General features: G+C 65.8%; 22 protein-coding genes and 1 pseudogene. 11 read left to right on the top strand and 12 right to left on the bottom strand.

The annotated features are described in order from the left end of the window. Positions 1-144 precede the first annotated feature (144 nt). From WCE05_RS20975 to WCE05_RS20965, 3 genes are all read right to left on the bottom strand, one after another. Positions 145-1,332, bottom strand: a complete 1,188-nt coding sequence (locus WCE05_RS20975; protein ID WP_253081492.1) for an MFS transporter — start codon at positions 1,330-1,332, stop codon at positions 145-147. 122 nt (positions 1,333-1,454) lie between these two features. Next, positions 1,455-1,937, bottom strand: a complete 483-nt coding sequence (locus WCE05_RS20970) for a GreA/GreB family elongation factor (RefSeq protein WP_225787112.1) — start codon at positions 1,935-1,937, stop codon at positions 1,455-1,457. A 2-nt stretch (positions 1,938-1,939) separates the two neighbouring features. Beyond that, positions 1,940-2,317, bottom strand: a complete 378-nt coding sequence (locus WCE05_RS20965) for a hypothetical protein (RefSeq protein ID WP_225787111.1) — start codon at positions 2,315-2,317, stop codon at positions 1,940-1,942. Between the two features lie 131 nt (positions 2,318-2,448). Here WCE05_RS20965 and earP point away from each other — a divergent pair, with 131 nt between their 5' ends. Both earP and efp read left to right on the top strand, forming a co-directional pair. Then, complete coding sequence (earP, locus tag WCE05_RS20960; protein ID WP_253081493.1) at positions 2,449-3,582, top strand: elongation factor P maturation arginine rhamnosyltransferase EarP; 1,134 nt, start codon at positions 2,449-2,451, stop codon at positions 3,580-3,582. Positions 3,583-3,630: 48 nt separating this feature from the next. Continuing rightward, a complete protein-coding gene (gene efp / locus WCE05_RS20955) occupies positions 3,631-4,200 on the top strand; it encodes an elongation factor P (RefSeq protein ID WP_225787109.1) in 570 nt (189 codons plus the stop codon). 91 nt (positions 4,201-4,291) lie between these two features. Here efp and WCE05_RS20950 read toward each other — a convergent pair whose 3' ends face one another. From WCE05_RS20950 to WCE05_RS20940, 3 genes are all read right to left on the bottom strand, one after another. Next, positions 4,292-4,720, bottom strand: coding sequence for an organic hydroperoxide resistance protein (locus WCE05_RS20950; RefSeq protein ID WP_368816493.1), 429 nt, complete (start codon positions 4,718-4,720; stop codon positions 4,292-4,294). Positions 4,721-4,851: 131 nt separating this feature from the next. Continuing rightward, positions 4,852-5,307, bottom strand: a complete 456-nt coding sequence (locus WCE05_RS20945; protein WP_225787107.1) for a MarR family winged helix-turn-helix transcriptional regulator — start codon at positions 5,305-5,307, stop codon at positions 4,852-4,854. Positions 5,308-5,364: 57 nt separating this feature from the next. Beyond that, positions 5,365-6,318: a LysR family transcriptional regulator gene (locus WCE05_RS20940; protein ID WP_225787106.1), complete on the bottom strand. Its 954-nt coding sequence runs from the start codon at positions 6,316-6,318 to the stop codon at positions 5,365-5,367. Between the two features lie 112 nt (positions 6,319-6,430). Between WCE05_RS20940 and WCE05_RS20935 the strand changes: the two genes are divergently transcribed. After that, positions 6,431-7,180, top strand: a complete 750-nt coding sequence (locus WCE05_RS20935; protein ID WP_253080455.1) for a sulfite exporter TauE/SafE family protein — start codon at positions 6,431-6,433, stop codon at positions 7,178-7,180. A gap of 28 nt (positions 7,181-7,208) precedes the next feature. Here WCE05_RS20935 and WCE05_RS20930 read toward each other — a convergent pair whose 3' ends face one another. Then, positions 7,209-8,063 (bottom strand): LysR substrate-binding domain-containing protein, encoded by an 855-nt coding sequence (locus WCE05_RS20930; RefSeq protein WP_225787104.1) that lies wholly within the window; start codon positions 8,061-8,063, stop codon positions 7,209-7,211. A gap of 96 nt (positions 8,064-8,159) precedes the next feature. Here WCE05_RS20930 and WCE05_RS20925 point away from each other — a divergent pair, with 96 nt between their 5' ends. After that, complete coding sequence (locus WCE05_RS20925; protein WP_368816492.1) at positions 8,160-8,384, top strand: DUF1127 domain-containing protein; 225 nt, start codon at positions 8,160-8,162, stop codon at positions 8,382-8,384. Between the two features lie 61 nt (positions 8,385-8,445). On the opposite strand, the gene WCE05_RS20920 is transcribed toward WCE05_RS20925, so the two are convergent. After that, positions 8,446-9,792 carry a class II 3-deoxy-7-phosphoheptulonate synthase gene (locus WCE05_RS20920; RefSeq protein ID WP_225787102.1) on the bottom strand — a complete coding sequence of 449 codons (1,347 nt, stop codon included), beginning with the start codon at positions 9,790-9,792 and terminating at the stop codon, positions 8,446-8,448. Positions 9,793-9,906: 114 nt separating this feature from the next. On the opposite strand from WCE05_RS20920, the gene WCE05_RS20915 reads away from it, so the two are divergent. Together WCE05_RS20915 and WCE05_RS20910 are read left to right on the top strand one after the other, a co-directional pair. After that, on the top strand, positions 9,907-10,662 hold the full coding sequence (locus tag WCE05_RS20915) for a spermidine synthase (RefSeq protein WP_253080453.1): 756 nt from the start codon (positions 9,907-9,909) through the stop codon (positions 10,660-10,662). Between the two features lie 282 nt (positions 10,663-10,944). Beyond that, positions 10,945-12,637, top strand: a pseudogene (locus tag WCE05_RS20910) (DEAD/DEAH box helicase). 104 nt (positions 12,638-12,741) lie between these two features. Here the strand turns inward: WCE05_RS20910 and WCE05_RS20905 are convergent. Beyond that, a complete protein-coding gene (locus tag WCE05_RS20905) occupies positions 12,742-13,509 on the bottom strand; it encodes a class III extradiol ring-cleavage dioxygenase (RefSeq protein ID WP_368816491.1) in 768 nt (255 codons plus the stop codon). Between the two features lie 101 nt (positions 13,510-13,610). Here WCE05_RS20905 and WCE05_RS20900 point away from each other — a divergent pair, with 101 nt between their 5' ends. Further along, positions 13,611-14,261 carry a thiopurine S-methyltransferase gene (locus WCE05_RS20900; protein WP_253167569.1) on the top strand — a complete coding sequence of 217 codons (651 nt, stop codon included), beginning with the start codon at positions 13,611-13,613 and terminating at the stop codon, positions 14,259-14,261. A gap of 80 nt (positions 14,262-14,341) precedes the next feature. Here WCE05_RS20900 and htpX read toward each other — a convergent pair whose 3' ends face one another. Together htpX and WCE05_RS20890 are read right to left on the bottom strand one after the other, a co-directional pair. After that, positions 14,342-15,229 (bottom strand): protease HtpX, encoded by an 888-nt coding sequence (htpX, locus tag WCE05_RS20895; protein WP_225787098.1) that lies wholly within the window; start codon positions 15,227-15,229, stop codon positions 14,342-14,344. Positions 15,230-15,562: 333 nt separating this feature from the next. Continuing rightward, a complete protein-coding gene (locus WCE05_RS20890) occupies positions 15,563-16,774 on the bottom strand; it encodes a pyridoxal phosphate-dependent aminotransferase (protein WP_225787097.1) in 1,212 nt (403 codons plus the stop codon). A gap of 164 nt (positions 16,775-16,938) precedes the next feature. On the opposite strand from WCE05_RS20890, the gene msrB reads away from it, so the two are divergent. Both msrB and WCE05_RS20880 read left to right on the top strand, forming a co-directional pair. Beyond that, entirely contained in the window at positions 16,939-17,334 is a 396-nt protein-coding gene (msrB, locus tag WCE05_RS20885) for a peptide-methionine (R)-S-oxide reductase MsrB (protein ID WP_253080452.1), read from the top strand. Between the two features lie 13 nt (positions 17,335-17,347). Further along, a complete protein-coding gene (locus WCE05_RS20880; protein WP_225787095.1) occupies positions 17,348-17,836 on the top strand; it encodes a glutathione peroxidase in 489 nt (162 codons plus the stop codon). Here the strand turns inward: WCE05_RS20880 and WCE05_RS20875 are convergent. Beyond that, positions 17,826-20,183, bottom strand: coding sequence for a response regulator (locus tag WCE05_RS20875; RefSeq protein ID WP_253080451.1), 2,358 nt, complete (start codon positions 20,181-20,183; stop codon positions 17,826-17,828). The two genes, WCE05_RS20880 and WCE05_RS20875, sit on opposite strands and share 11 nt — an antisense overlap. 111 nt (positions 20,184-20,294) lie before the next feature. Here WCE05_RS20875 and WCE05_RS20870 point away from each other — a divergent pair, with 111 nt between their 5' ends. Both WCE05_RS20870 and WCE05_RS20865 read left to right on the top strand, forming a co-directional pair. Then, positions 20,295-21,185 (top strand): ATP-binding protein, encoded by an 891-nt coding sequence (locus WCE05_RS20870; RefSeq protein ID WP_225787093.1) that lies wholly within the window; start codon positions 20,295-20,297, stop codon positions 21,183-21,185. Next, positions 21,182-21,667 carry a GAF domain-containing protein gene (locus tag WCE05_RS20865; RefSeq protein WP_225787092.1) on the top strand — a complete coding sequence of 162 codons (486 nt, stop codon included), beginning with the start codon at positions 21,182-21,184 and terminating at the stop codon, positions 21,665-21,667. Before WCE05_RS20870 ends, WCE05_RS20865 begins: the two co-directional genes overlap by 4 nt. Positions 21,668-21,863 lie beyond the last annotated feature (196 nt).

Below are 21,863 nucleotides of genomic sequence, written 5' to 3'. Positions count from 1 at the left end.
AGGTTGCCGCATGCTTGGGCAGGGTGTCAGTGAGGGCCTATTCGTGGGCAAGCCCGCTCCCACAGGGTGCGCGCTGCTCTTGAGACCGGCGCAAGACCTGTGGAAGCCGGCTTGCCGGCGATGGGCTGCAGGGCAGCCCAGCGCTCACGCGGCCTGGACAGCCACCTTGCGCTTGCGCTCGGCCAGCCCCCAGACCACCAGGGCCAGCGTCCCGATCGCCGCGCCGGCCACGACGATCCCCGTCCAGCCATGGCGCTGGAACAGCTGGGTCCCCAGCAGCGAGCCGAGTGCACCGCCAATGAAGTAGCAGGTGATGTACCCGGCATTGAGCCGCGTGCGCGCTTCCGGCCGTAGGACGATCACCGCGTTCTGGTTGCTGACGTGCACCAGTTGCACCGCCAGGTCGAGCAGCAGCACGCCCAGCAGCAGCGCGACCAGCGACGTCTGGGCGAAGCCCAACGGTATCCACGACAGCAGCAGGGCGACCAGGCCGACGGTGGTGCCCAACTCCCCGCGACCGCGGTCGGCCAGGCGCCCGGCCCAGTTGGCCGACAGCGCACCCGCCGCGCCGGCCAGGCCGAACAGGCCGATCACCGCGTCGGAGTAATGGTAGGGTTCGCGGGCCAGGAGAAACGCCAGTGGCGTCCAGAACAGGGCGAACAGGCTGAACGCCAGCAGGCCCAGCAGCGAACGCAGGCGCAGCACCGGCTCTTCGATGAAGAGGCGGAACACCGAGCCGATCAGCGCCGGGTACTTCAGCCCGGCATGGCTGTGGTGCTGCGGCAGGCTGCGGTACAGGGCGATGGCGGACACGGCCATCAGCACCGCGGCCAGCACGTAGATGCTGCGCCAGCCACCCAGTTCGGCCATGAAGCCAGCGGCGGTGCGGGCCAGCAGGATGCCCAGCAGCAGGCCGCTCATCAGCGTGCCCACGGCCCGGCCGCGTTGTTCCGGCGAGCTGAGCGCCGCGGCCAGCGGCACCAGGATCTGTGCCACCACCGAGAACAGTCCGGTCAAGGCGGTGCCGAGCAGTAGCCAGGGCAGGCTCGGTGCACAGGCGCTGATCACCAGGCCCAGGGCGGAGATAGCGACCATGACGACGATCAGGCGGCGCTGCTCGAACATGTCGCCCAGCGGGGCCAGCAGGAGCAGGCCGGCACCATAGCTGAGCTGGGCGGCGATGACGATGGTGCCGGCGGTGGCGGTATCCAGGCCGAACTGTTCGGCGATGCTGTGCAGCAGCGGTTGGGCGTAGTAGTTGCTGGCCACGGCCAGGCCGGTGGCGGTGGCCATCAGCAGGATCAGGGCGCGGCTCAGGGCGGGGGCGTTCATGGCAGCTCTCGGGGCGGATGGTTCAACAGGCAGGCAAGTGGCCGGCATGATAGCAACTGGCGGCGGGCTTGCCCTCAGTTAAGGCTTTCAGTTGCCATTTGGGGCCGTTTCGCAGCCCCAGCCTAGACGACCTCCACCACGATTTGCACCTGCGCCTGCCCACCCAGCACCAGGCTCACTTCGTCATCCTGCCGCTTGCCGAGCAATTGCTGCCCCAAGGGCGAGCGCGGGGTGATGACGGTCACTTGCTCCTCGCCCTCGCCAATCTTCAGCCCGGCCCCCTCGGGCCCGAGAAACAGCCGGCGCGGGTGACCAGCCTCGTCCTCCAGGGTGACCAGGTTGCTGACCTGGATCCCACGCGCCGGATCGTAGTCGCGCAGCAACAACTGCTGGTAGGCCAGCAGCGCCTGGCGGATCTCGGCGGTGCGCCGGGCCTGGCCGGTGGCCAGGTACGAGGCCTCCAGGCTGAGGGTGTCGTACTTGTTCTCGGCGATGTTCTCTTCGGCGGTGGCGGCCTCGTAGGCGGCCTGGGCTGCGCGGCGCAGCACGTCCATGTCGTGTTCGAGGGTTTCGACGATACGGGCGAGCAGGGTGGTTTTGTCCATGGTCAGTAGCAGAACTCCAGCACGTTGGCCTGGCTCTTGTCGGTGGGCGCGGTACGGTTCTGCTGCAGCCAGAACTGGCACTTGGGGTTGTTCAGGTTGCGTGGGCTGCCCTGGGCGGTTTCGGCGGCTTGCTGCATTTGCTGGCGGTGCAGGATCTGCTTGTAGCGCTCGAACATCTCGGCCTGGGCATCGGCCGGTTGCGCGGGGGCAGCCGTGGCCGGCGCGATGGCCTGGGCCAGCGGTTGCACCTGCTGCGGCCACAATTGCCAGGCCAGCCACAGGCTCAGGGCAATGGCCACGGCACCGAGCCACAGGCCGAAGGCCACGCAGAGAATGAGCTGCAGGGGCTTTAGGGTTATCTTCAGTTCGCGGCGGGGCATGGCGGCCTCCTGGCAGGGCGGGTCGTGAGTGCATTGTCGCATGGCGGGGCAGGCATTTTTCAGCAGCCCTTTCGCCGGCGAGCATTTATCCGCAGAATCCGCGGTTTTTCCGCGTAGCGAGGGGCGTGGGCATGAAAGCCACCTGGGACATCTTCTGCACGGTCGTCGACAACTACGGCGACATCGGCGTGACCTGGCGCCTGGCTCGGCAACTGGTGGCCGAGCATGGGCTGGCGGTGCGCCTGTGGGTGGATGACCTGAACGCCTTCGTGCGCCTGTGCCCGCAGGCCGAGGCTGCGGCCGAGCGGCAGTGGCAGGCCGGTGTCGAGGTACGTCGCTGGCCGGCCGAGTGGCAGCCGGCCGGCACCGCCGATGTGGTGATCGGCGCCTTCGGTTGCCGCTTGCCGGCCGACTACATCGAGGCCCTGCGCTTGCGTCCGGTGCCTGCGCTGTGGCTGAACCTGGAATACCTCAGCGCCGAGGAGTGGGTGGAGGGTTGCCATGGCCTGGCTTCGCCCCAGGCCAATGGGCTGCGCACGCTGTTCTTCTTCCCCGGCTTTACCGACAAGACCGGTGGGCTGCTGCGCGAGGCCAGGTTGCTGGCGCGGCGCCAGGCCTTCGAGGCGGACCCGGCGGCGCGCGCGACGTTTCTCGGCGGCCTGGGTGTACAGGTGGAGGAAGGCGCGCGGCTGATGTCGCTGTTCGCCTACGAGAACGGGCAACTGGGCAACTGGCTCCAGGCCCTGGCCGAGGATGGGCAGGCCACGCACCTGCTGGTGCCCGAGGGGCGCAGCCTCGCCGATGTGCGCGCCTGGCTGGGCGAACCGGGGCTGGCGGTCGGCGATGTGCGACGCCAGGGGGCGCTGACCGTGCAGATCCTGCCGTTCGTCAGCCAGGACGACTACGACCACCTGCTCTGGTGTTGCGACTTCAACGCCGTGCGCGGCGAGGACTCCTTCGTCCGCGCCCAGTGGGCGGGCCGGCCGCTGCTGTGGCACATCTACGTGCAGGAGGAGAACGCCCACTGGGAAAAGCTCGAAGCCTTCCTCGGGCTTTATCGCCAGGGCCTGTCGCAGGCGGCGGGGGATGCGCTGGTCGATCTGTGGCGTGCCTGGAACATGGACCGCGACATGGGCGAGGCCTGGCGCCGGGCCCTGGGGCACTGGCCGGAACTGCAGGCCCACGCCCGCCAATGGAGCGCCGCGCAGGCCGCTCGGCCGGACCTTGCCACGACGCTGGTACAGTTTTACCGAAATTGGCTATGATATGCGGCCTCGATTTTTATAAATCCATCCAGATTCGGATATTTCGTAATGAAAACTGGTAAAGAGCTGAAACCCGGTACCGTACTGCGGATCGACAACGACCCGTGGCTGGTCCAGAAAGCCGAATTCACCAAGTCGGGTCGCAACAGCGCGATCATGAAGACCAAGCTGAAGAACCTGCTGACCGGCTACAAGACCGAAACCGTCTACTTCGCCGACGACAAGCTGGACGACGTGATCCTGGACCGCAAGGAAGTCACCCTGTCGTTCATCAGCGGTGATGCCTACACCTTCATGGACACCACCGACTACACCATGTACGAGCTGAACGCCGAGGACATCGACGCCGTTCTGCCGTACATCGAGGAAGGCATGCAGGACGTCTGCGCGCTGACCATGTACGAAGAGAAAGTCGTATCGGTCGAACTGCCGACCACCATCAGCCGCCAGGTCACCTACACCGAGAACGCCGCGCGTGGCGATACCTCGGGCAAGGTCATGAAGCCAGCCAAGCTGGCCAACGGCACCGAACTGCAGGTTGCCGACTTCATCGAGATCGACGAGTGGATCGATATCGACACCCGCGACGGCAGCTTCAAGGGCCGTTCCAAGAAGTAATGCTTCTTGCGGTGTACGAAAAACCCGGCCTCGGCCGGGTTTTTTGTGCGCGTGGTATCGGTGTTCGGGGCTTTGCGGGCAAGCCCGCTCCTCAGACCGTCACATGCAGCCGCACGTCGACGTTGTTGCGGGTGGCGTTGGAGTACGGGCAGACCTGGTGTGCCTTTTCCACCAAATCCTCGGCATCCGCCTGGGCCAGCCCTGGCAGGTTGATGTGCAGGTCGATGTCGAGGCCGAAACCACCTGGGATCTGGCCGATGCCGACCTTGGCGGTGATCGAGCTGTCTGTCGGCAATGGCTGCTTCTGCTGGCCGGCGACGAACTTCAGTGCGCCAACGAAGCAGGCCGAGTAGCCAGCGGCGAACAGCTGCTCGGGGTTGGTGCCTTCACCGCCTGCGCCACCGAGCGCCTTGGGGGTGCTCAGCTTGACGTCCAGCTTGCCGTCGCTGGAGCGCGATGTGCCGTCGCGACCGCCGGTGGAAGTGGCTTCTGCGATGTACAGTGGAGTGACCTTTTGCATCTTGAGCCTCGCTTGTGTGCTGTGCGCCATGGCGCGGGGGTGGGTACGGGATTTAAATTATCGCGCAATTATTTTGCGCGCAAGATAAATCGTTCACCGTTCATCTGAACGGCCACTTCACAGCATAGCCCTCAGAGGTTCTTTTGCAGGCTGGCGCGCAGCTCCAGCAGGTCGGCCTGTAGCTGCTGCAGCTGTTCCACGCTGCGGCCGCTGGCTTGCAGGATGCAGTGCGGCACGCGCTTGGCGTCTTCCTGCAGGGCTCGCCCCTTGTCGGTCAACTGCACCAGCACCACCCGTTCGTCCTCGCGGCTACGGGTGCGCTTGAGCAGGCCTTCGCTCTCCAGGCGCTTGAGCAGGGGCGTGAGCGAGCCGGGGTCGGTGAGCAGGCGCTGACTGATCTCGCCCACGGTCAGGCCGTCCTGCTCCCAGAGCACGAGCATGGCCAGGTACTGCGGGTAGGTCAGGCCGAGCGCTTGCAGCAGCGGCTTGTAGACCTTGGTCATCAGCAACGAGGTGGAGTGCAGGGCGAAGCAGACCTGGTTGTCCAGCAGCAGCTCGTCGCAGGGGGCTTGGGTGTTGGCGTTCATGCAGGTCCTTGGATTGGGTCAGGTAAGAATCTAGCACGCTGATGGTTAGCGCGCTCATCATCCACGCAGTTCGCTGCGCAGGGCCAGGTCCCAGGGAGGCACCGGGCTGAAACGGCTCTTGAGGAATTCGAGCAGCAAGCGGCTGCGAGAGTTCGTTTCATGTGCAAGGCGCAGCGCATAGATGCCGCTGCTTTCCGCCGCCGGCAGGCCGCCGTCGCAGAACAGCGGCAGCAGGTCACCCCGCACCAAGTAGTCGCTGATCAGCCAGGTGGGCAGGTGGGCGATACCAAGCCCGGCCAGTGCGCCGAACAACAGGGTCTCAGCATTGTTGGCGGTCATGCGCATGCGCGACGGGCGGTACAGGCGCGTCTGGCCGTTCACCACGAAGCGCCAGGCGAACGGTGGTGCCAGGCCGTCCCAGTCCAGGCCATCGTGTTGCGGCAGCTCGCTCGGGCAGGCCGGCACGCCACGGCTGGCCAGGTAGGCGGGGCTGGCGCAGGCGATGCGCACCATGTAGGCCAAGGGGGTGGCGACCAGGCGAGTATCGGCCAGGGGGCCGGCGCGCAGCACCAGGTCCACTTCGCCGAGGTGGCTGCCGTGCAGGTCGACGAAGCTGTCGATCAGGCGCAGTTGCACGTCCAGCCCCGGGTAGGCCACCAGGAAGTCGGCGATGGCGGGCGCCAGGTGGCGGCGACCGAAGGCGGCGGGCGCGTCGATGCGGATCAGGCCTTCCGGCGCGTTGCTCAACGACACCGCCTCGGCGCGGGCCAGGCGCAGTTCCTCGACGATACGCCGGGCCCGTTCGGCGAAGGCCGTGCCTGCCGGTGTGGCGCGCACGGCGTGGGTGCTGCGCGTGAACAGGCGGCTGCCTACGGCCTGCTCCAGGTTGTCGATACGCCGCGCCACGGCCGAGGGGGTCAGTGGATGGCGGCGGGCGGCGGCGGAGAAGCTGCCGGTTTCCAGGACGTCGAGGAACAGGCTCAGTTGTTCGGTAAGGGCATCGGGGCTCATGGTTGCTCTGCTTGTGCGAAATACGCAAAGCCATTTTGCGCTGCTATGCGTTTCCCCACCAGCCCCGACTCGCTAGCATGCGCCCATTGGCAAACAGGCGGATGAGGCACTGATGATCGAGTGGTTGATGTACGTGGTCCTGGGGGCCTTCCTGGGCACGATGGGAGGCTTGTTCGGCATTGGCGGCGGGCTGATCGCCATCCCGGTGCTGGGCGTGCTGTTCGGCCTCGACCAGCAGTTGGCCCAGGGCACGGCCTTGGTGATGGTGGTGCCGAACGTGCTGTTGGCATTGTGGCGCTATCACCAGCGTAATCGCATCGAGTTGCGTCATGCGTTGCCGCTGGCGGTGTGCAGCTTCCTGTTCGCCTGGCTGGGGTCGATCTGGGCGGTGGGTATCGATGCCCAGTCCATGCGCCTGGGCTTCGTCGGTTTCCTGGTCGCGCTGGCGGTGTGGAACGTGACGCGCATGTTCCTGCCGCTGGCGCCACCGAGCAGCGAGCTGCGCTACCCCTGGCCGTGGCTGGGTGTGCTGGGCGGTTTCGCCGGCACCATGGGCGGCCTGTTCGGCGTGGGTGGGGCGGTGGTCGCCACGCCGATCCTCACCAGCGTGTTCGGCACCACCCAGGTAGTGGCGCAAGGGCTGTCCCTGGCCCTGGCCGCGCCCAGCACCCTGGTGACGCTGGTGACCTATGGCGTGCACCACAGCGTTGCCTGGCCGGTGGGCATACCGCTGGCGGTGGGCGGCCTGCTCAGCATCAGCTGGGGCGTGCGGCTGGCCCATGCCCTGCCGGAGAAGGTCTTGCGCTCGCTGTTCTGCCTGTTCCTGGTGCTCTGTGCGGTGATGCTGGGGGTGGAGGGGTGAAGCGGCAAGCTCCCAGCTTGCCGCTGGTTCAGGGCGCAAACCCTTCGATGATGTAGCCGGCCATGCAGTCGGTGATCGGCGACTGGTGTTGGGTGTTGCGCAGCAGCATGACGTTGGCCAGGGGTAGCTGTGGCAGGCCTTCGTTCTCGCCGAGGATGCGCAGGTTGCCGCTGATCAGGCTTTGCAGTTGCGCGGTGACCGCAAGGCCGGCCGTGACGATGGCGAACAGCGCCGCCAGGCTCGGGCTGGTGTAGGCGATGCGGTAGTCGACGCCCTGGGCCTGCAGGGCATTGCACGCCCAGGCGCGGCAGAAGCAGTCGCTGTTGAACAAGGCCAGCGGTATCGGGCGCTGCTCCTGGGGGCAGAAGCCCTCGGCTGCCGCCCAGACCAGGCGCTCTTGGCGCAGCAACTCGCCGATCTCGTTGCCGGGCTCGCGGGTGACGATGGTCAGGTCCAGGTCCTGGCGCAGCATCAGTTGCTTCGACGAGTCGCAATGCACCTCCACCTGGATCAGCGGGTAGGCCTGGGCGAAGCTCGACAGGATCGTCGGCAGGAAGCGCATGGCGTAGTCGTCCGGGGTGCCGATGCGCACCACGCCGACCATGTGCGGCATGCGCAGGGTGTTGAACACCTCGCCCTGCAGCTTGAGGATGCGCCGGGCATAGCCGAGCAGCACCTGGCCCTCGGCGGTCAGACGCACCTGGCGGCCGTCGCGCTCGAACAGCTGGCGCTGCAGGATGTCTTCCTCCAGGCGTTTCATCTGCATGCTCACGGCGGATTGGGTGCGGTTGACCACCTCGCCGGCGCGGGTGAAACCGCCTTGCTCGGCGATGGCGACGAAGGTGCGCAGCACGTCCGAATCCAGGCTCTGGTACTGGGACATTGCATCAATCTCCGAGATGCATGGCATCAGAAACATTCGTTGGATTGATCTTAGGCCTGGCAGGAGACTGAAGCCATCTACACGGAGGGCTTCGCGATGAAAGGTCAAATCACCACCCTGTATGGCAAACCGTCCTTTTCCTTCGTGGGGGTAGTAGGGCGTGGGCTGCTGGCGCGGATTGCCCGCTGGCACCAGCTGTATCGCCAGCGGCGCGAGCTGGCCAGCCTGAGCGATGCGACGCTGGAGGACCTGGGGTTGAGCCGGGCGGATATCCTGCGGGAATCTGAGCGGCCGTTCTGGGATGATCCGTTGCGCAAGTGAGGATAGGAGGCATTGCCCCAATGCCAGTCAGCTAGACGGCATTGGGGCGCGAAGCGGCCCCTTAGCGGCGCACCTGCTTGAGCGTCTCGGCGATCAGGAAGGCCAGCTCCAGCGACTGGTCCGCATTCAGCCGTGGATCGCAATGGGTGTGGTAGCGGTCGGACAACCCATCCTCGGTGATCGGCCGGGCGCCGCCGATGCACTCGGTGACGTTCTGCCCGGTCATCTCGATATGAATCCCCCCGGCATGGCTGCCTTCGGCCTGGTGCACCTGGAAGAATTGCCGGACCTCGTCGAGGATCTGCGCGAAATCCCGGGTCTTGTAGCCGCTGCTGGCCTTGATGGTATTGCCGTGCATCGGGTCTGAGCTCCACAGCACCTTGCGCCCCTCGCGCTCGACGGTGCGGATCAACCCCGGCAGGTGCTCGCCGACCTTGCCGGCGCCCATGCGCACGATCAGGTTGAGGCGGCCCGGGTCGTTGTCCGGGTTGAGGATGTCGATCAGGCGGATCAGCTCGTCCGGGTCCATGCTCGGGCCGACCTTGACCCCGATCGGATTGTGCACTCCCCGCAGGAACTCCACGTGCGCGCCGTCCAGCTGGCGGGTGCGGTCGCCGATCCACAGCATGTGCGCCGAGCAGTCGTAGTCGTCGCCGGTCAGGCTGTCGCGGCGCACGAAGGCTTCCTCGTAGTTGAGCAGCAGCGCTTCGTGGGCGGTGAAGAAGCTGGTCTCGCGCAGTTGCGGTGCGCCGTCCAGGCCGCAGGCGCGCATGAACGCCAGGGTCTCGTCGATACGGCCAGCCAACTGGTGGTATTTCTCGGCCAGGGCCGAGTTGGCGATGAAGTCCAGGTTCCACTTGTGCACCTGGTGCAGGTCGGCGAAACCGCCCTGGGCGAAGGCGCGCAGCAGGTTGAGGCTGGCGGTGGCCTGGTGGTAGGCCTGCAGCAGCCGCTCCGGGTCCGGCACGCGGCTGTGCTCGTCGAAGCCGATGCCGTTGACGATGTCGCCACGGTAGGCGGGCAGGGTCACCTGGCCGATGGTCTCGTCGCCCGAGGAGCGCGGCTTGGCGAACTGGCCGGCCATGCGCCCGACCTTGACCACCGGGCAGCCGGCGGCGAAGGTCATGACGATGGCCATCTGCAGCAGCACCTTGAAGGTGTCGCGGATCTTCGCTGCGGAGAACTCGGCGAAGCTCTCGGCGCAGTCGCCGCCTTGCAGCAGGAACGCCCGGCCTTCGGTGACCTCGGCGAACTGCCGGCGCAGCTCACGGGCCTCGCCGGCGAACACCAGCGGCGGGTAGCTCGCCAGGGTCTGCTCGACCTTGAGCAGGTGCGCGGCGTCGGGGTAGGTCGGTTGCTGCTGGATCGGCAGGGTGCGCCAGCTGTCGGGGCTCCAGGGTCGGTTCATCACGGGCTCGATATCGTGGGTAGGCTGCCTGTCATGGTATCAGCTGGCGCTGCGCTTGTTGCACCGAGGGCATTGACGGACAATGCGCGTTTTGCATGGGGCAGGTGGCGAGCAATGACGACGGAGCGGGAAGAGCGGCTGCTGGCCCGGGTCGAGGATGCCTTCGGCGTCATCAGCGTGTACGAGGTGGAGGACTATCGCTTCCTCGAGTTCGGCGACGCCATCGAGCAGAGCTGCACCTTCACCGCCGACCCGAGCTGGCTGGAATACGACTACACCCGCGCCATGCTGGTCGGCGCGCTGTGCCACGGGCAGCCGGAGAGCGCGCTGTTCCTGGGCCTTGGCGCCGGTACCCTGACCCAGGCCTGTCTGAAGTTCCTGCCCCTGGAAGATGTCGAGGCGATCGAGCTGCGCCCGGATGTGCCGCGCCTGGCCATGGAGTTCATGGGCTTGGACGATGACCCGCGCCTGTACGTGCGGGTGGGCGATGCCATCGAGTTGCTGCCCAGCGCGGAGAAGGCCGACCTGATCTTCGTCGACCTCTACACCGACCATGGGCCGGGTGTCGGCCACCTGGCCTGGGGGTTTTTGGAGAACTGCCAGAGGCAGCTCAACCCGGGCGGCTGGCTGGTGATCAACCAATGGGCCGGCGACGACGGCAAGCCGCTCGGCGCGGCATTGCTGCGCGGGTTGTACCACCGGCACTACTGGGAGCTGCCGGTGAAGGAGGGCAACGTGATCCTGCTGGTGCCGGCGGACCTGGAGCAGGCGGTGGACCTTGATGGTATCCGTGCCCGTGCCGAGGCGCTGGCGCCGCGCCTGGGGTATTCGCTGGATTACCTGATCCGGGAAATCCGGGCTGCGACCTGACGGGCAGGGAAACGATTCAGCCTGTGCGGGCAGATGGCCGAATGCTGGCCTGTGCCCTTGAAAAAAATCTGACGGCCCGGCGCGAATTCGGGTATAGTACGCGCCGGTCTTTTAGCGGACCCTAAAATCAGGTGGTGCAAATCCTCCGAGTCCAGCTTCGGCTGCGCGTCCGCTAGGCGGACCTCCCCAAGACGTTCCTTTTTCAATCGTTTTCGCAAATCCCCGCCGCCAAAGCTGCCTGGGTGACCCTCGGGTCTTTCAAGGCATGTGCAGCTTTGGAGCATGGGTCTTTGCGGATGCACCTAGAGGCAGACCCATGACCCAGGAAACCGGCGGATTCGCCGCTCTCGATCTTCATCCGAACATCGTTGCCGCCGTGCTGGCTACCGGCTATGAAGAGCCATCGGCCATCCAGCAACAATCGATCCCGATCATCCTCGCCGGTCACGACATGATCGGCCAGGCGCAGACCGGCACCGGCAAGACCGCTGCCTTCGCCCTGCCGATCCTCAACCGCATCGATGTGAGCAAGCGCGAACCGCAAGCCCTGATCCTGGCGCCGACCCGTGAGTTGGCGCTGCAAGTAGCCACCGCCTTCGAAACCTACGCCAAGCAGATGCCGGGCGTGAACGTGGTGGCCGTGTATGGTGGTGCCCCGATGGGCCCACAGCTGCGTGCCATTCGCAACGGCGCGCAGATCGTCGTGGCCACCCCGGGCCGCCTGTGCGACCACCTGCGCCGCGACGAGAAAGTCCTCTCCACCGTCCAGTACCTGGTGCTCGACGAAGCCGACGAGATGCTCAAGCTCGGCTTCATGGACGACCTCGAAGTGATCTTCGACGCCATCCCCGCGTCGCGCCAGACCGTGCTGTTCTCCGCCACCCTGCCATCGTCGATCCGTTCGATCGCCGAGCGTCACCTGCGCGAGCCGAAGCACGTCAAGATCCAGAGCAAGACCCAGACCGTCACCGCGATCGACCAGGCCCACCTGATGGTCCACGCCGACCAGAAGATCCCGGCCGTGCTGCGTCTGCTGGAAGTGGAGGAGTTCGACGCGCTGATCGCCTTCGTGCGCACCAAGCAGGCCACCCTGGACCTGGCTGCCGCGCTGGAAGCCAAGGGCTACAAGGCCGCTGCGCTGAACGGCGACATCGCCCAGAACCAGCGTGAGCGGGTGATCGACTCGCTCAAGGATGGCCGCCTGGACATCGTCGTCGCCACCGACGTCGCCGCCCGAGGCCTGGACGTACCGCGCATCACCCACGTGTTCAACGTCGACATGCCGTACGACCCGGAGTCCTACGTCCACCGTATCGGCCGTACCGGCCGTGCCGGTCGCGATGGCCGCGCGCTGCTGCTGGTCACCCCGCGTGAGCGGCGCATGCTGCAGGTCATCGAGCGTGTGACCGGACAGAAGGTCGCCGAAGCCCGCCTGCCGAACCCGCAGGCCGTGCTCGATGCGCGTATCAAGAAGCTGACCGCGAGCCTGGCGCCGCTGGTGGCCGAATCGGAAGCCAGCCATGGCGAGCTGTTCGACCGCCTGACCGCCGACCTCGGCTGCACCCCGCGTGCCCTGGCCGCGGCCCTGCTGCGCAAGGCCACCAACGGCCAGGCGCTGGACCTGGCCTCGGTGGAGCGCGAGCAGCCGCTGGTGCCGACCTACACCCCGCGTGAGCGTGGTGAGCGCAGCGAGCGTGGCGACCGCGAGCGTCGTGCGCCGATGCCGCTGCCGGAAGGCCGCGTGCGTTGCCGTACCGCCCTGGGGGCCCGTGACGGCATCGCCGCCAAGAACCTGCTGGGCGCGATCCTCAACGAAGGTGGCCTGGCCCGCGATGCCATCGGCCGCATCCAGGTGCGCGACAGCTTCAGCCTGATCGAGCTGCCCGAGGAAGGCCTGGAGCGCCTGCTGTCCAAGCTCAAGGACACCCGCGTGGCCGGCAAGCAGCTGAAGCTGCGCCGCTACCGCGAGGATTGATCCTGGCGCAATGAAAAAATCCCCGGCTCAGGCTGGGGATTTTTTTGTCTGCTCGGTAGGGGCAAGCGTTAATGCTGGGGCCGCTGCACTGTCGCAGCAGGCCTTCAGCCGAACCGATAGATATCCATCCCCAGCGCCCCCAGGGTGAAGCCCTGGTGCACCAGGCCGAACGTGCCGCCAGCCCCGAGGGCGAAGAACAGCGGCAGCAGGTGTTCGTCGCTGGGATGGTTGCGCTCCGCGAACGGTGCCTGCCGCCGATAGTCGAGCAGCGCCGCCTGGTCATCCTCGCCCAACCGCTCGACCACCCAATCACGGAACGCCAGCGCCCAGGGCTCGACGGCATCCGGCCCGGCATGCCAGTCCAGCTCGCCCAGGTTGTGGGTGATGCTGCCGGAGCCGACCAGCAGGATGCCTTCCTCGCGCAATGCCGAAAGCGCCCGGCCAACCCGCAGTTGCAACGCCGGGCCGAGCTGGCTGGGCAGCGATACCTGGATCACCGGGATGCTGGCGTCCGGGTACATCAGCGACAGCGGCACCCAGGCACCATGGTCGAACGGCCGCTCAGGGTCGAGCTGGGCGGGCAGGCCGGCAGCTTCCAGCCGCTCACTGACCTGCCGGGCCAGCAAGGGATCGCCCGGGGCAGGGTATTGCACGGCATACAACGCTGCGGGGAAGCCACGGAAATCGTGCCAGGTCTGTGGTCGTGCATGGCCTGTCACCCGTAGCGCCTGGCTTTCCCAGTGCGCCGAGACCACGACGATCGCCTTCGGCCGTGGCAGGGCGTTGGCCAGCGCGGCCAGGGCCGGTCCGCTGGCACCGGGTTGCAGGGCGAGCATGGGCGATCCGTGGGAAATGAACAGGCTGGGCAGCATGGTGTGCTCCTGGCGGTTAAGATGAGGTCATCTTCGATCAGATACCGATCGAGATCCAATATAAGTTTTCCGGGTATTTCATCGAAAAAGCGGGAGGGAACATGGAGCCAGCGTTCTGGCACAAGCGGTGGGCAGACAACCAGATCGGCTTCCACCAGGCGCAGGTCAATTCCTGCCTGCAAGCCCACTGGCCCGTGCTGGGGCTGGCGCCGGGCAGTCGCGTGCTGGTGCCGCTGTGCGGCAAGACCCTGGACCTGGCCTGGCTAGCCGGCCAGGGGCACCGGGTGCTGGGCGTGGAGCTGTCGCGGCGGGCGGTGGAGGCGTTTTTCCATGAGCATGGCCTGACGCCGGAAATCAGGGTGCAGGGGGATTTCGAAGCCTGGCGCAGCGGCGATGTGGAGTTGTGGTGCGGGGATTTCTTCGCCTTGCGGGCCGAGGACCTGGCCGACTGCGTCGGTGTGTATGACCGCGCGGCCTTGATTGCACTGCCGCCGAGCATGCGTGAGCGCTACATGGCGTTGCTGTCGGCGTTGTTGCCGGCTGCCTGCAAGGGGCTGTTGGTGACGCTCGACTATGACCAGGCGCGGCTCGACGGGCCGCCGTTTTCCGTAGCGGATGATGAAGTGCGGCGAGGGTTCGCGGGGTGGCGAGTGGAACTGCTGGATGAGCAGGAGGTGCTCCGGGACAGCCCGAAGTTCATCCAGGCTGGAGTGCCGAGCCTGGTCGAGCGGGCCTACCTGTTGCAGCGGTGAGGGGGCATCTTGGGGCGCGAAGCGGCCCCAGTTCGCAAGAAAAAGGGCGACCGAAGTCGCCCTTTTTTGTTCCAGCCGGATCAACCGCGACGGCGCAGGGCCTCGATACGGTCTTCCAGCGGCGGGTGGCTCATCAGCAGGCCGGCCAGGCCGTGCTTGAGGCCGCCGTTGATGCCGAACGCCTTCAGGGTGTCGGGCATGTGCACCGGCATGCCTTGTTCCACGCGCAGGCGCTGCAGTGCGCCGATCATCGCGCCGGTGCCGGCCAGCTGGGCGCCGGCTTCGTCGGCGCGGTACTCGCGGCGGCGCGAGAACCACATGACGATGATGCTGGCGAGGATGCCCAGGACCAGCTCGGCGACGATGGTCGCCACGTAGTAGGCAATGCCCTGGCCTTCTTCGTTCTTGAAGATGACCTTGTCGACGAAGTTGCCGATGATGCGCGCGAAGAACATCACGAAGGTGTTCACCACGCCCTGCACCAGCGCCAGGGTGACCATGTCGCCGTTGGCCACGTGGCCGATCTCGTGGGCCAGCACGGCACGCACTTCATCGGGCGAGAAGCGCTCGAGCAGGCCTTGGGACACCGCCACCAGGGCATCGTTGCGGTTCCAGCCGGTGGCGAAGGCATTGGCCTCGTAGGCCGGGAAGATACCCACCTCGGGCATCTTGATGCCGGCCTCGCGGGACAGCTCCTCGACGGTCTGCAGCAGCCACTGTTCATGGCGCGTGCGCGGCTGGGTGATGATCTGGGTGCCGGTGGTCATCTTGGCCATCCACTTGGAGATGAACAGCGAGACCAGGGAGCCGGCGAAACCGAACACGGCGCAGAAGACCAGCAGTTGGTTGAGATTGAGGTCAACCCCGTTGGCCGCCATGAACCCGTTGAAGCCGAACAGGCTCAGGGTAATGCTTGCAACCAGCACCACCGCGAGGTTGGTGGCTACAAACAACAAGATGCGCATCATGGTTGTTACGTTCTCCTGACGGACGAAAATGTCGCTTACTGCGGGCTATATAAGGGGCGGGTCCCGGCGATTCAACCGGTTGACTATTTCAAACTGTGTACCGGGGGAGTATGACAGAGGATTCTGAGAAGCCTCGAAGATAGAGCGTTGCAGGATGTAAGGAATATCCCATCCGGACGGGTGCAAGCGGGGACGCTGCGCGCTCCATTCGCGGCGCGCCGGTGTGCAGCTCCCACATCGCCCTGCAAGCCGCACCATTTGTGATCGACTCGGACCCTGTGGGAGCCGGCTTGCCGGCGATGGGCTGCACCGCAGCCCCCATGGCACTCGAACTTACTGCTGATAGCTACGCAGGAAATTGCCGATCCGCCCGATCGCCTGCTCCAGGTCATCCACCCGTGGCAAGGTGACCACGCGGAAGTGGTCCGGCCACGGCCAGTTGAACGCCGTGCCCTGGACGATCAGCAGTTTCTCCGAGAGCAGCAGGTCGAGGACGAACTTCTCGTCGTTGTGGATCGGGCAGACCTTCGGGTCGATCTTCGCAAACGCGTACAGCGCGCCCATCGGCTTGACGCAGCTCACCCCGGGGATGGCGTTGAGCAATTCGTAGGTGCGGTTGCGCTGCTCGAGCAGGCGGCCCGGCGGCAGCACCAGGTCGTTGATGCTCTGGTAGCCGCCCAGGGCGGTCTGGATCGCGTGCTGCGCCGGCACGTTGGCGCACAGGCGCATATTGGCCAGCATGTCGATGCCTTCGATGTAGCCCTGGGCATGCTGCTTGGGCCCGGAGATGATCAGCCAGCCGGAGCGGAAGCCCGCCACCCGGTACGACTTGGACAGGCCGTTGAAGGTCAGGCACAGCAGGTCCGGGGCCAGCGAGGCGGTGCTGATGTGCACGGCTTCGTCGTAGAGGATCTTGTCGTAGATCTCGTCGGAGAACACCACCAGGTTGTGCTGGCGCGCCAGCTCCAGCATGCCCAGCAGCAGTTCGCGCGAATACACGGCGCCAGTCGGGTTGTTCGGGTTGATGATCACCAGGGCCCTGGTGTTCGGGGTGATCTTGGCCTTGATGTCTTCAAGGTCGGGGAACCAGTCGGCCTGCTCGTCGCACAGGTAGTGCACCGGCTTGCCGCCGGCCAGGCTCACGGCGGCGGTCCACAGTGGGTAGTCCGGCGCCGGGATCAGCACTTCGTCGCCATTGTTGAGCAGCGCTTGCATCGACATCACGATCAGTTCGGAGACGCCGTTGCCCAGGTAGATGTCCTCGATGCCGACACCTTCGATCTGCTTCTGCTGGCAGTACTGCATGACCGCCTTGCGCGCGCTGAACAGGCCCTTGGAGTCGCTGTAGCCCTGGGCGGTGGGCAGGTTGCGGATCACGTCCTGGAGGATCTCGTCCGGCGCCTCGAAACCAAAGGGCGCCGGGTTGCCGATGTTCAGCTTGAGGATGCGATGGCCTTCCTCTTCCAGGCGTTTGGCGTGCTTGAGCACTGGGCCGCGAATGTCGTAGCAGACATTGGCGAGCTTGTTCGATTTGCTGAACTGCATGATGTGATCCCGATTGAGAAGTCGCGGCGCGCCGCCGTCAAAAGGTTTGAAAAGGGCGAGGCGCGTGCCAGACTGGCTGGCACAACAAGCCGACTAATATACGTGCCACCGGCGCCATAAATAAAGACGGCGCACGGTGAAATTCAGCCTGCCGAGGTTCACCCATGCAAAAGATCGAGAAAACCCTGGAGCAGTGGCGCGAGATGCTCGATCCCGCCCAGTACCAGGTGTGTCGCCTGAAGGGCACCGAACGGCCGTTCAGCGGCAAGTACAACAGCGAGCGCCGCGACGGCATCTACCATTGCATCTGCTGCGATCTGCCGCTGTTCGACTCACGCACCAAGTTCGACGCCGGCTGCGGTTGGCCGAGCTTCTACGAGCCGATCGAGGAGGGCGCGATGATCGAGGTACGCGACACCTCCCACGGCATGATCCGTACCGAGGTCACCTGCGCCCGTTGCGATGCCCACCTGGGCCACGTGTTTCCCGACGGCCCGCCACCGACCGGCCTGCGCTACTGCATCAACTCGGTGTGCCTGGACCTCAAGCCGCGTGACTGACCGGAGAACCGACATGGCCGATTCCCTGCTGGACATTCCCTGCGTCACCCTGGGCGGCGAGCACAAGCGGCTGGGCGACTTCCAGGCCAAGGCGCTGCTGGTGGTCAATACCGCCAGCCAGTGTGGCTTCACGCCCCAGTACAAGGGCCTGGAACAGCTGTGGCAGCTCTACCGCGAGCGCGGGCTGGTGGTGCTGGGTTTTCCCTGCAACCAGTTCGGCAAGCAGGAGCCGGGCGATGCCCGGGAGATCGCCCAGTTCTGCGAGCGCAACTTCGGCGTGAGCTTTCCGCTGTTTCGCAAGATCGAGGTCAACGGCCCTGGCGCTCACCCGTTGTTCGTCGAACTGAAGCAACGCGCGCCTGGCGTGCTCGGCACCCAGCGCATCAAGTGGAACTTCACCAAGTTCTTGGTCGATCCGGCCAGCGGCAAGGTCACCCGCTATTCCCCGAGCACCAAGCCCGAGGCGCTCAAGGCAGCGGTGGAGGCCTTGCTCAGCCGCTGATCGGCACCCAGTGGTCGATCAGCGCCAGCAGCTCCTCGCGGCGAAACGGCTTGGCCAGGTAGTCGTCCATGCCCGCGGCCCGGCAGCGTTCGCGCTCCTCGGGCATGGCGTTGGCCGTCAGGGCGACGATGGGCAGTTGTGACCAGCGCCCGTCCTGGCGAATCCGTCGGCTGGCTTCGTAGCCGTCCATCACCGGCATGTTGCAGTCCATCAGCACCATGTCCACGGCCTCCCGTTCCAGTTGCTCCAGGGCTTCGGCGCCCTGGGTGGCGAGCAGCACCTCGCAGCCGAGCTTGGCCAGCATGCCCTTGGCCACCAGTTGGTTGACCGGGTTGTCTTCCACCAGCAGGATGCGCGCCCGCTGTCGTTGGGCCTTGGCCTGTGCGCCGCCCTGCGGGGTGTCGGCCTCGCCACCTTGCAGGGTGCGCCGCAGGGTCTGGTACAGGGCCTTGCGCGCCAGGGGGCGGGCCAGTTGCAGCAGTGGCGCCAGGCCTGTGGCCGCTTCGCCGTGCAGGAAGCTGCCATAGGCGGTCACCAGCAGGATGGGGGCCTTGAAGCCAGGGCGTAGCGCGAGCGGATGTTCCCGGTTGTCGGTGATCAGCAGGTCGGGCGCCGTAATCTGCACCTCGGCCAGGTCGTCCAGCCGTCGGTAGTCGAGCCCCCAGCCGGGCAACAGGGCCTGTAGCAGCTCCGCCAGGCCACTGGTGGCGTTGCACAGGGCGACGACACGCCCCTGCAACGGTGCCGGGGCCATGGCCTCGGTATGGGCGGGCAGGGGCAGGTCGGCGCTGAAGCGGCTGCCGAAGCCCGCCTCGGAGTGGATGTACAGGTGCCCATGCATGACCTTGCACAGGTTGTGGGTCAAGGTCAGGCCCAGCCCGGTACCGCCGTACTGGCGGGTGATGCCGGCGCCGGCCTGGGTGAAGGGCTGGAAGATCCGCGCCTGGGCCTGTTCGGGAATGCCGATGCCGGTGTCGCGCACCTCCAGGCGCACACCACCGACGATCGTGCCCAGGCGCACGTCGACACGGCCGAAGCGGGTGAACTTGAGCGCATTGGACAGCAGGTTGCTGACGATCTGCCGAACCCGGGTGGGGTCGCCCAGCACCCTGCTGGGGAAGTCGCTGGCCACCAGGCAGGTCAGCTCGACATGCGCCGCGGCATTCTGCGACAGCAGGTTGGCGGTGTCCTCGACCATGGCGCCCATGTCGAAGGGGATACGCTCGAGTTCCAGTTGGCCGGCATCGAACTTGGACAGGTCGAGGATATCGTTGAGCAGCTCGACCAGCACCTTGCCCGAATCATGGGCGATCGACAGCTGTTGGCGTTGTTCTGCGGCCAGCGGGCTGTCCAGGGCCAGGGCGATCATGCCGAGCATGCCGTTGAGCGGGGTACGGATCTCGTGGCTCATGTTGGCCAGGAAGGCGGCCCGCGCCTGGGCCATGTCCAGGGCGCGTCGGCGGGCTTGCTCCAGCTCCTGGTTGGACTGGCTCAGGCGCTCGTTGCTGGCCTTGAGCTCGTCGGTGCGGGCCGAGACGATGTCTTCCAGCTCGTTGAGGTACTGGGTCAGGCGGTTCTCGGCGTTGCGCCGCTGCTGGATCTCGGTGGCCATGCTGACGAATTGCTGGTTGGCCACTTTGACCAGCACGCCGATCTCGTCGTGCTCGTGGCCGTGGGGGCATTCCAGGCGGGCCTGCTGCGGTTGGCGCGGGTCGCTGCTGCTCAGGGCGCCGATCACCGTGACCAGCGGCCTGGTCAGCATCATGTAGAACAGCGCCAGGAGGATACCGGCCAATACCAGGCTGCGGGTGAAGCCGTTGACCAGGGTGACCCCGGCGCGGTCGAGGAAACGGCTGCCGAAGGCGTAGGTGTCGACATCCAGGTACAGCGTGCCCAGGTACTCGTGGGGCATGTGGGCGAAGAACAGGCGCTCCTGGAACAGGCGTTGCTCGCCGAACAGGAAGTCGCTCAACGGGCGGTAGCGGTCTTCCACGCGCGGGCGCTGGACATCGGCCAGCACGGTGTCGTTGTTGTCGATCAGCCGGGCGCGGATCACCGTCGGTGCCTGCAGAAGGCCCCGGGTCAGTTCCTGGGCCAGTTCGGCGTCGATGTTGTAGGCCACGCGTGAGGCCGGATCACGGCTGATTTGCAGCAGCGCTTGCACTTCGCGGTTGATGGAGGCGTCTTCGCTGGCATAATCGATGCCGATCTGGATGAGACTGAGCAATGTTCCCAGGATGAAGCCGACCAGGACTGTCAACCGGGCTTGCTTGTATGACAGGCGATTGGTGAACTTGATATCCATGAGTCCCGAGCCGGTTTCATGTCCCTTGCGCTGCGCAAGCATAGCCGATCAGCCTCGGCTGCTGGCGGGTCTGTCTGTTCATTTCAGTTGATGGCTTAGAGGGGGCCGCCTGACGGCCCCGAAAAAACTGAAATCTGTCTGCTAGGAGTCGTCATGGACGCTCGCTTGAATGCTTTCCTGGAACGCGCCGAATCGGTACTGGCGCGCCTCGAACCCCTGTTGCCCGCGCCCCGCCCGGACATCGACTGGAGCACCACCCTGGCTGCGCGCTGGCAGCGCGATGGCCGCAGCGGCTACCTGATGCCGCTTCAGGTCAGCCTGGACATCCGCCTGGACGACCTGATCGGCGTCGACCAGCAGCGCGAGCAACTGGGCCGCAACACCCGGCAGTTCATCGATGGCATGCCGGCCAACCACGCCCTGCTGTGGGGCTCGCGCGGCACCGGCAAGTCGTCGCTGGTGCGTGCCCTGTTGGCCGAGCACGCAGGCCGGGGCCTGCGCCTGATCGAGATCGAGCGTGACCACCTGGCCGACCTGCCGCGGGTGGTCGAGCAACTGCAGAAGCTGCCTCAACGTTTCGTCCTGTTCTGCGACGACCTGTCGTTCGAAGCGGGGGAGGGCGACTACCGGGTGCTCAAGAGCGTGCTCGACGGTTCGCTGGAGCAGGCCCCGGACAACGTGCTGTTGTACGCCACTTCCAACCGCCGCCACCTGGTGCCGGAGAAGCAGAGCGACAACGAGAACTGGAAGATGATCGACGGCGAACTGCACCCCAGCGAGGCGGTGGAAGACAAGATCGCCCTGTCCGACCGTTTCGGCCTGTGGCTGTCGTTCTACCCGTTCACCCAGGAGCATTTCCTCAACGTGGTCGAGCACTGGATCGGCCAGTTGGCCCAGGCGGCCGGGCTCACCTGGCAGCGCGACGAGGCGCTGGACAAACTCGCCGTGCGCTGGGCCACCGGCCGTGGCAACCGTAATGGCCGTTGTGCCTATCAGTTCGCCCGCTACTGGGTCGGACTGCAATTGCTGGAGCAGAAACAATGATCGATCTCAATGCCAGTGGCAGCGGCCTCGATGGCTACGACCTGCTGGCCGCGCAAGTACAGGCGCTGTTTGCCGACGAGCGCGATTTCATCGCCAACGCCGCGCAGTTCTCGGCCTTCCTGTTCAACCAGGTGGAGGACTTGAACTGGGCTGGCTTCTACCTCAACCGCGACGAGCAGTTGGTGCTCGGGCCGTTCCAGGGCCAGGTGGCCTGCGTGCGCATTCCGTTCGGCAAGGGGGTGTGCGGTGCCGCGGCGGCTTCGCGGCAGACCCAGCGGGTCGAGGATGTGCATGCCTTCCCAGGGCATATCGCTTGCGACAGCGCCTCCAACAGCGAATTGGTGATTCCGCTGGTGAAGGCGGGCCGGTTGATTGGCGTGCTGGACCTGGACAGCCCGAAGCTGGCGCGCTTCAGCGAGGCGGATCAGTTGGGGCTGGAGCGCTTGGCGGCGATCTTCCTCGAGTTGACCGACTGCCGATAAAAGAAAAGGGCCGATGATGATGGTAATGCTGTTCACTTAAGCAATTGGGGCCGCCTTGCGGCCCTTCGCGGGCAAGCCCGCTCCCACAAGTACGCTGCAAACCTCAAGGAAATCACCATACAGTGGGAGCGGGGGTTCCCCCGAAAGGCTGCAAAGCAGCCCCAAAAGAAGTCACAAAACACATAATTTAAAAACA

Source organism: Pseudomonas sp. I2 (genome assembly GCF_040984075.1).
GTDB classification, from domain to species: Bacteria; Pseudomonadota; Gammaproteobacteria; order Pseudomonadales; family Pseudomonadaceae; genus Aquipseudomonas; species Aquipseudomonas guariconensis_B.
This window is presented reverse-complemented; position numbering and strand designations above follow the sequence as displayed.

Coding starts and splice junctions, on each gene's coding strand:
- WCE05_RS20975 (WP_253081492.1), bottom strand. CDS start 1,332: ATGAACGCCCCCGCCCTGAGCCGCGCCCTGATCCTGCTGATGGCCACC.
- WCE05_RS20970 (WP_225787112.1), bottom strand. CDS start 1,937: ATGGACAAAACCACCCTGCTCGCCCGTATCGTCGAAACCCTCGAACAC.
- WCE05_RS20965 (WP_225787111.1), bottom strand. CDS start 2,317: ATGCCCCGCCGCGAACTGAAGATAACCCTAAAGCCCCTGCAGCTCATT.
- earP (WP_253081493.1), top strand. CDS start 2,449: ATGAAAGCCACCTGGGACATCTTCTGCACGGTCGTCGACAACTACGGC.
- efp (WP_225787109.1), top strand. CDS start 3,631: ATGAAAACTGGTAAAGAGCTGAAACCCGGTACCGTACTGCGGATCGAC.
- WCE05_RS20950 (WP_368816493.1), bottom strand. CDS start 4,720: ATGCAAAAGGTCACTCCACTGTACATCGCAGAAGCCACTTCCACCGGC.
- WCE05_RS20945 (WP_225787107.1), bottom strand. CDS start 5,307: ATGAACGCCAACACCCAAGCCCCCTGCGACGAGCTGCTGCTGGACAAC.
- WCE05_RS20940 (WP_225787106.1), bottom strand. CDS start 6,318: ATGAGCCCCGATGCCCTTACCGAACAACTGAGCCTGTTCCTCGACGTC.
- WCE05_RS20935 (WP_253080455.1), top strand. CDS start 6,431: ATGATCGAGTGGTTGATGTACGTGGTCCTGGGGGCCTTCCTGGGCACG.
- WCE05_RS20930 (WP_225787104.1), bottom strand. CDS start 8,063: ATGTCCCAGTACCAGAGCCTGGATTCGGACGTGCTGCGCACCTTCGTC.
- WCE05_RS20925 (WP_368816492.1), top strand. CDS start 8,160: ATGAAAGGTCAAATCACCACCCTGTATGGCAAACCGTCCTTTTCCTTC.
- WCE05_RS20920 (WP_225787102.1), bottom strand. CDS start 9,792: ATGAACCGACCCTGGAGCCCCGACAGCTGGCGCACCCTGCCGATCCAG.
- WCE05_RS20915 (WP_253080453.1), top strand. CDS start 9,907: ATGACGACGGAGCGGGAAGAGCGGCTGCTGGCCCGGGTCGAGGATGCC.
- WCE05_RS20905 (WP_368816491.1), bottom strand. CDS start 13,509: ATGCTGCCCAGCCTGTTCATTTCCCACGGATCGCCCATGCTCGCCCTG.
- WCE05_RS20900 (WP_253167569.1), top strand. CDS start 13,611: ATGGAGCCAGCGTTCTGGCACAAGCGGTGGGCAGACAACCAGATCGGC.
- htpX (WP_225787098.1), bottom strand. CDS start 15,229: ATGATGCGCATCTTGTTGTTTGTAGCCACCAACCTCGCGGTGGTGCTG.
- WCE05_RS20890 (WP_225787097.1), bottom strand. CDS start 16,774: ATGCAGTTCAGCAAATCGAACAAGCTCGCCAATGTCTGCTACGACATT.
- msrB (WP_253080452.1), top strand. CDS start 16,939: ATGCAAAAGATCGAGAAAACCCTGGAGCAGTGGCGCGAGATGCTCGAT.
- WCE05_RS20880 (WP_225787095.1), top strand. CDS start 17,348: ATGGCCGATTCCCTGCTGGACATTCCCTGCGTCACCCTGGGCGGCGAG.
- WCE05_RS20875 (WP_253080451.1), bottom strand. CDS start 20,183: ATGCTTGCGCAGCGCAAGGGACATGAAACCGGCTCGGGACTCATGGAT.
- WCE05_RS20870 (WP_225787093.1), top strand. CDS start 20,295: ATGGACGCTCGCTTGAATGCTTTCCTGGAACGCGCCGAATCGGTACTG.
- WCE05_RS20865 (WP_225787092.1), top strand. CDS start 21,182: ATGATCGATCTCAATGCCAGTGGCAGCGGCCTCGATGGCTACGACCTG.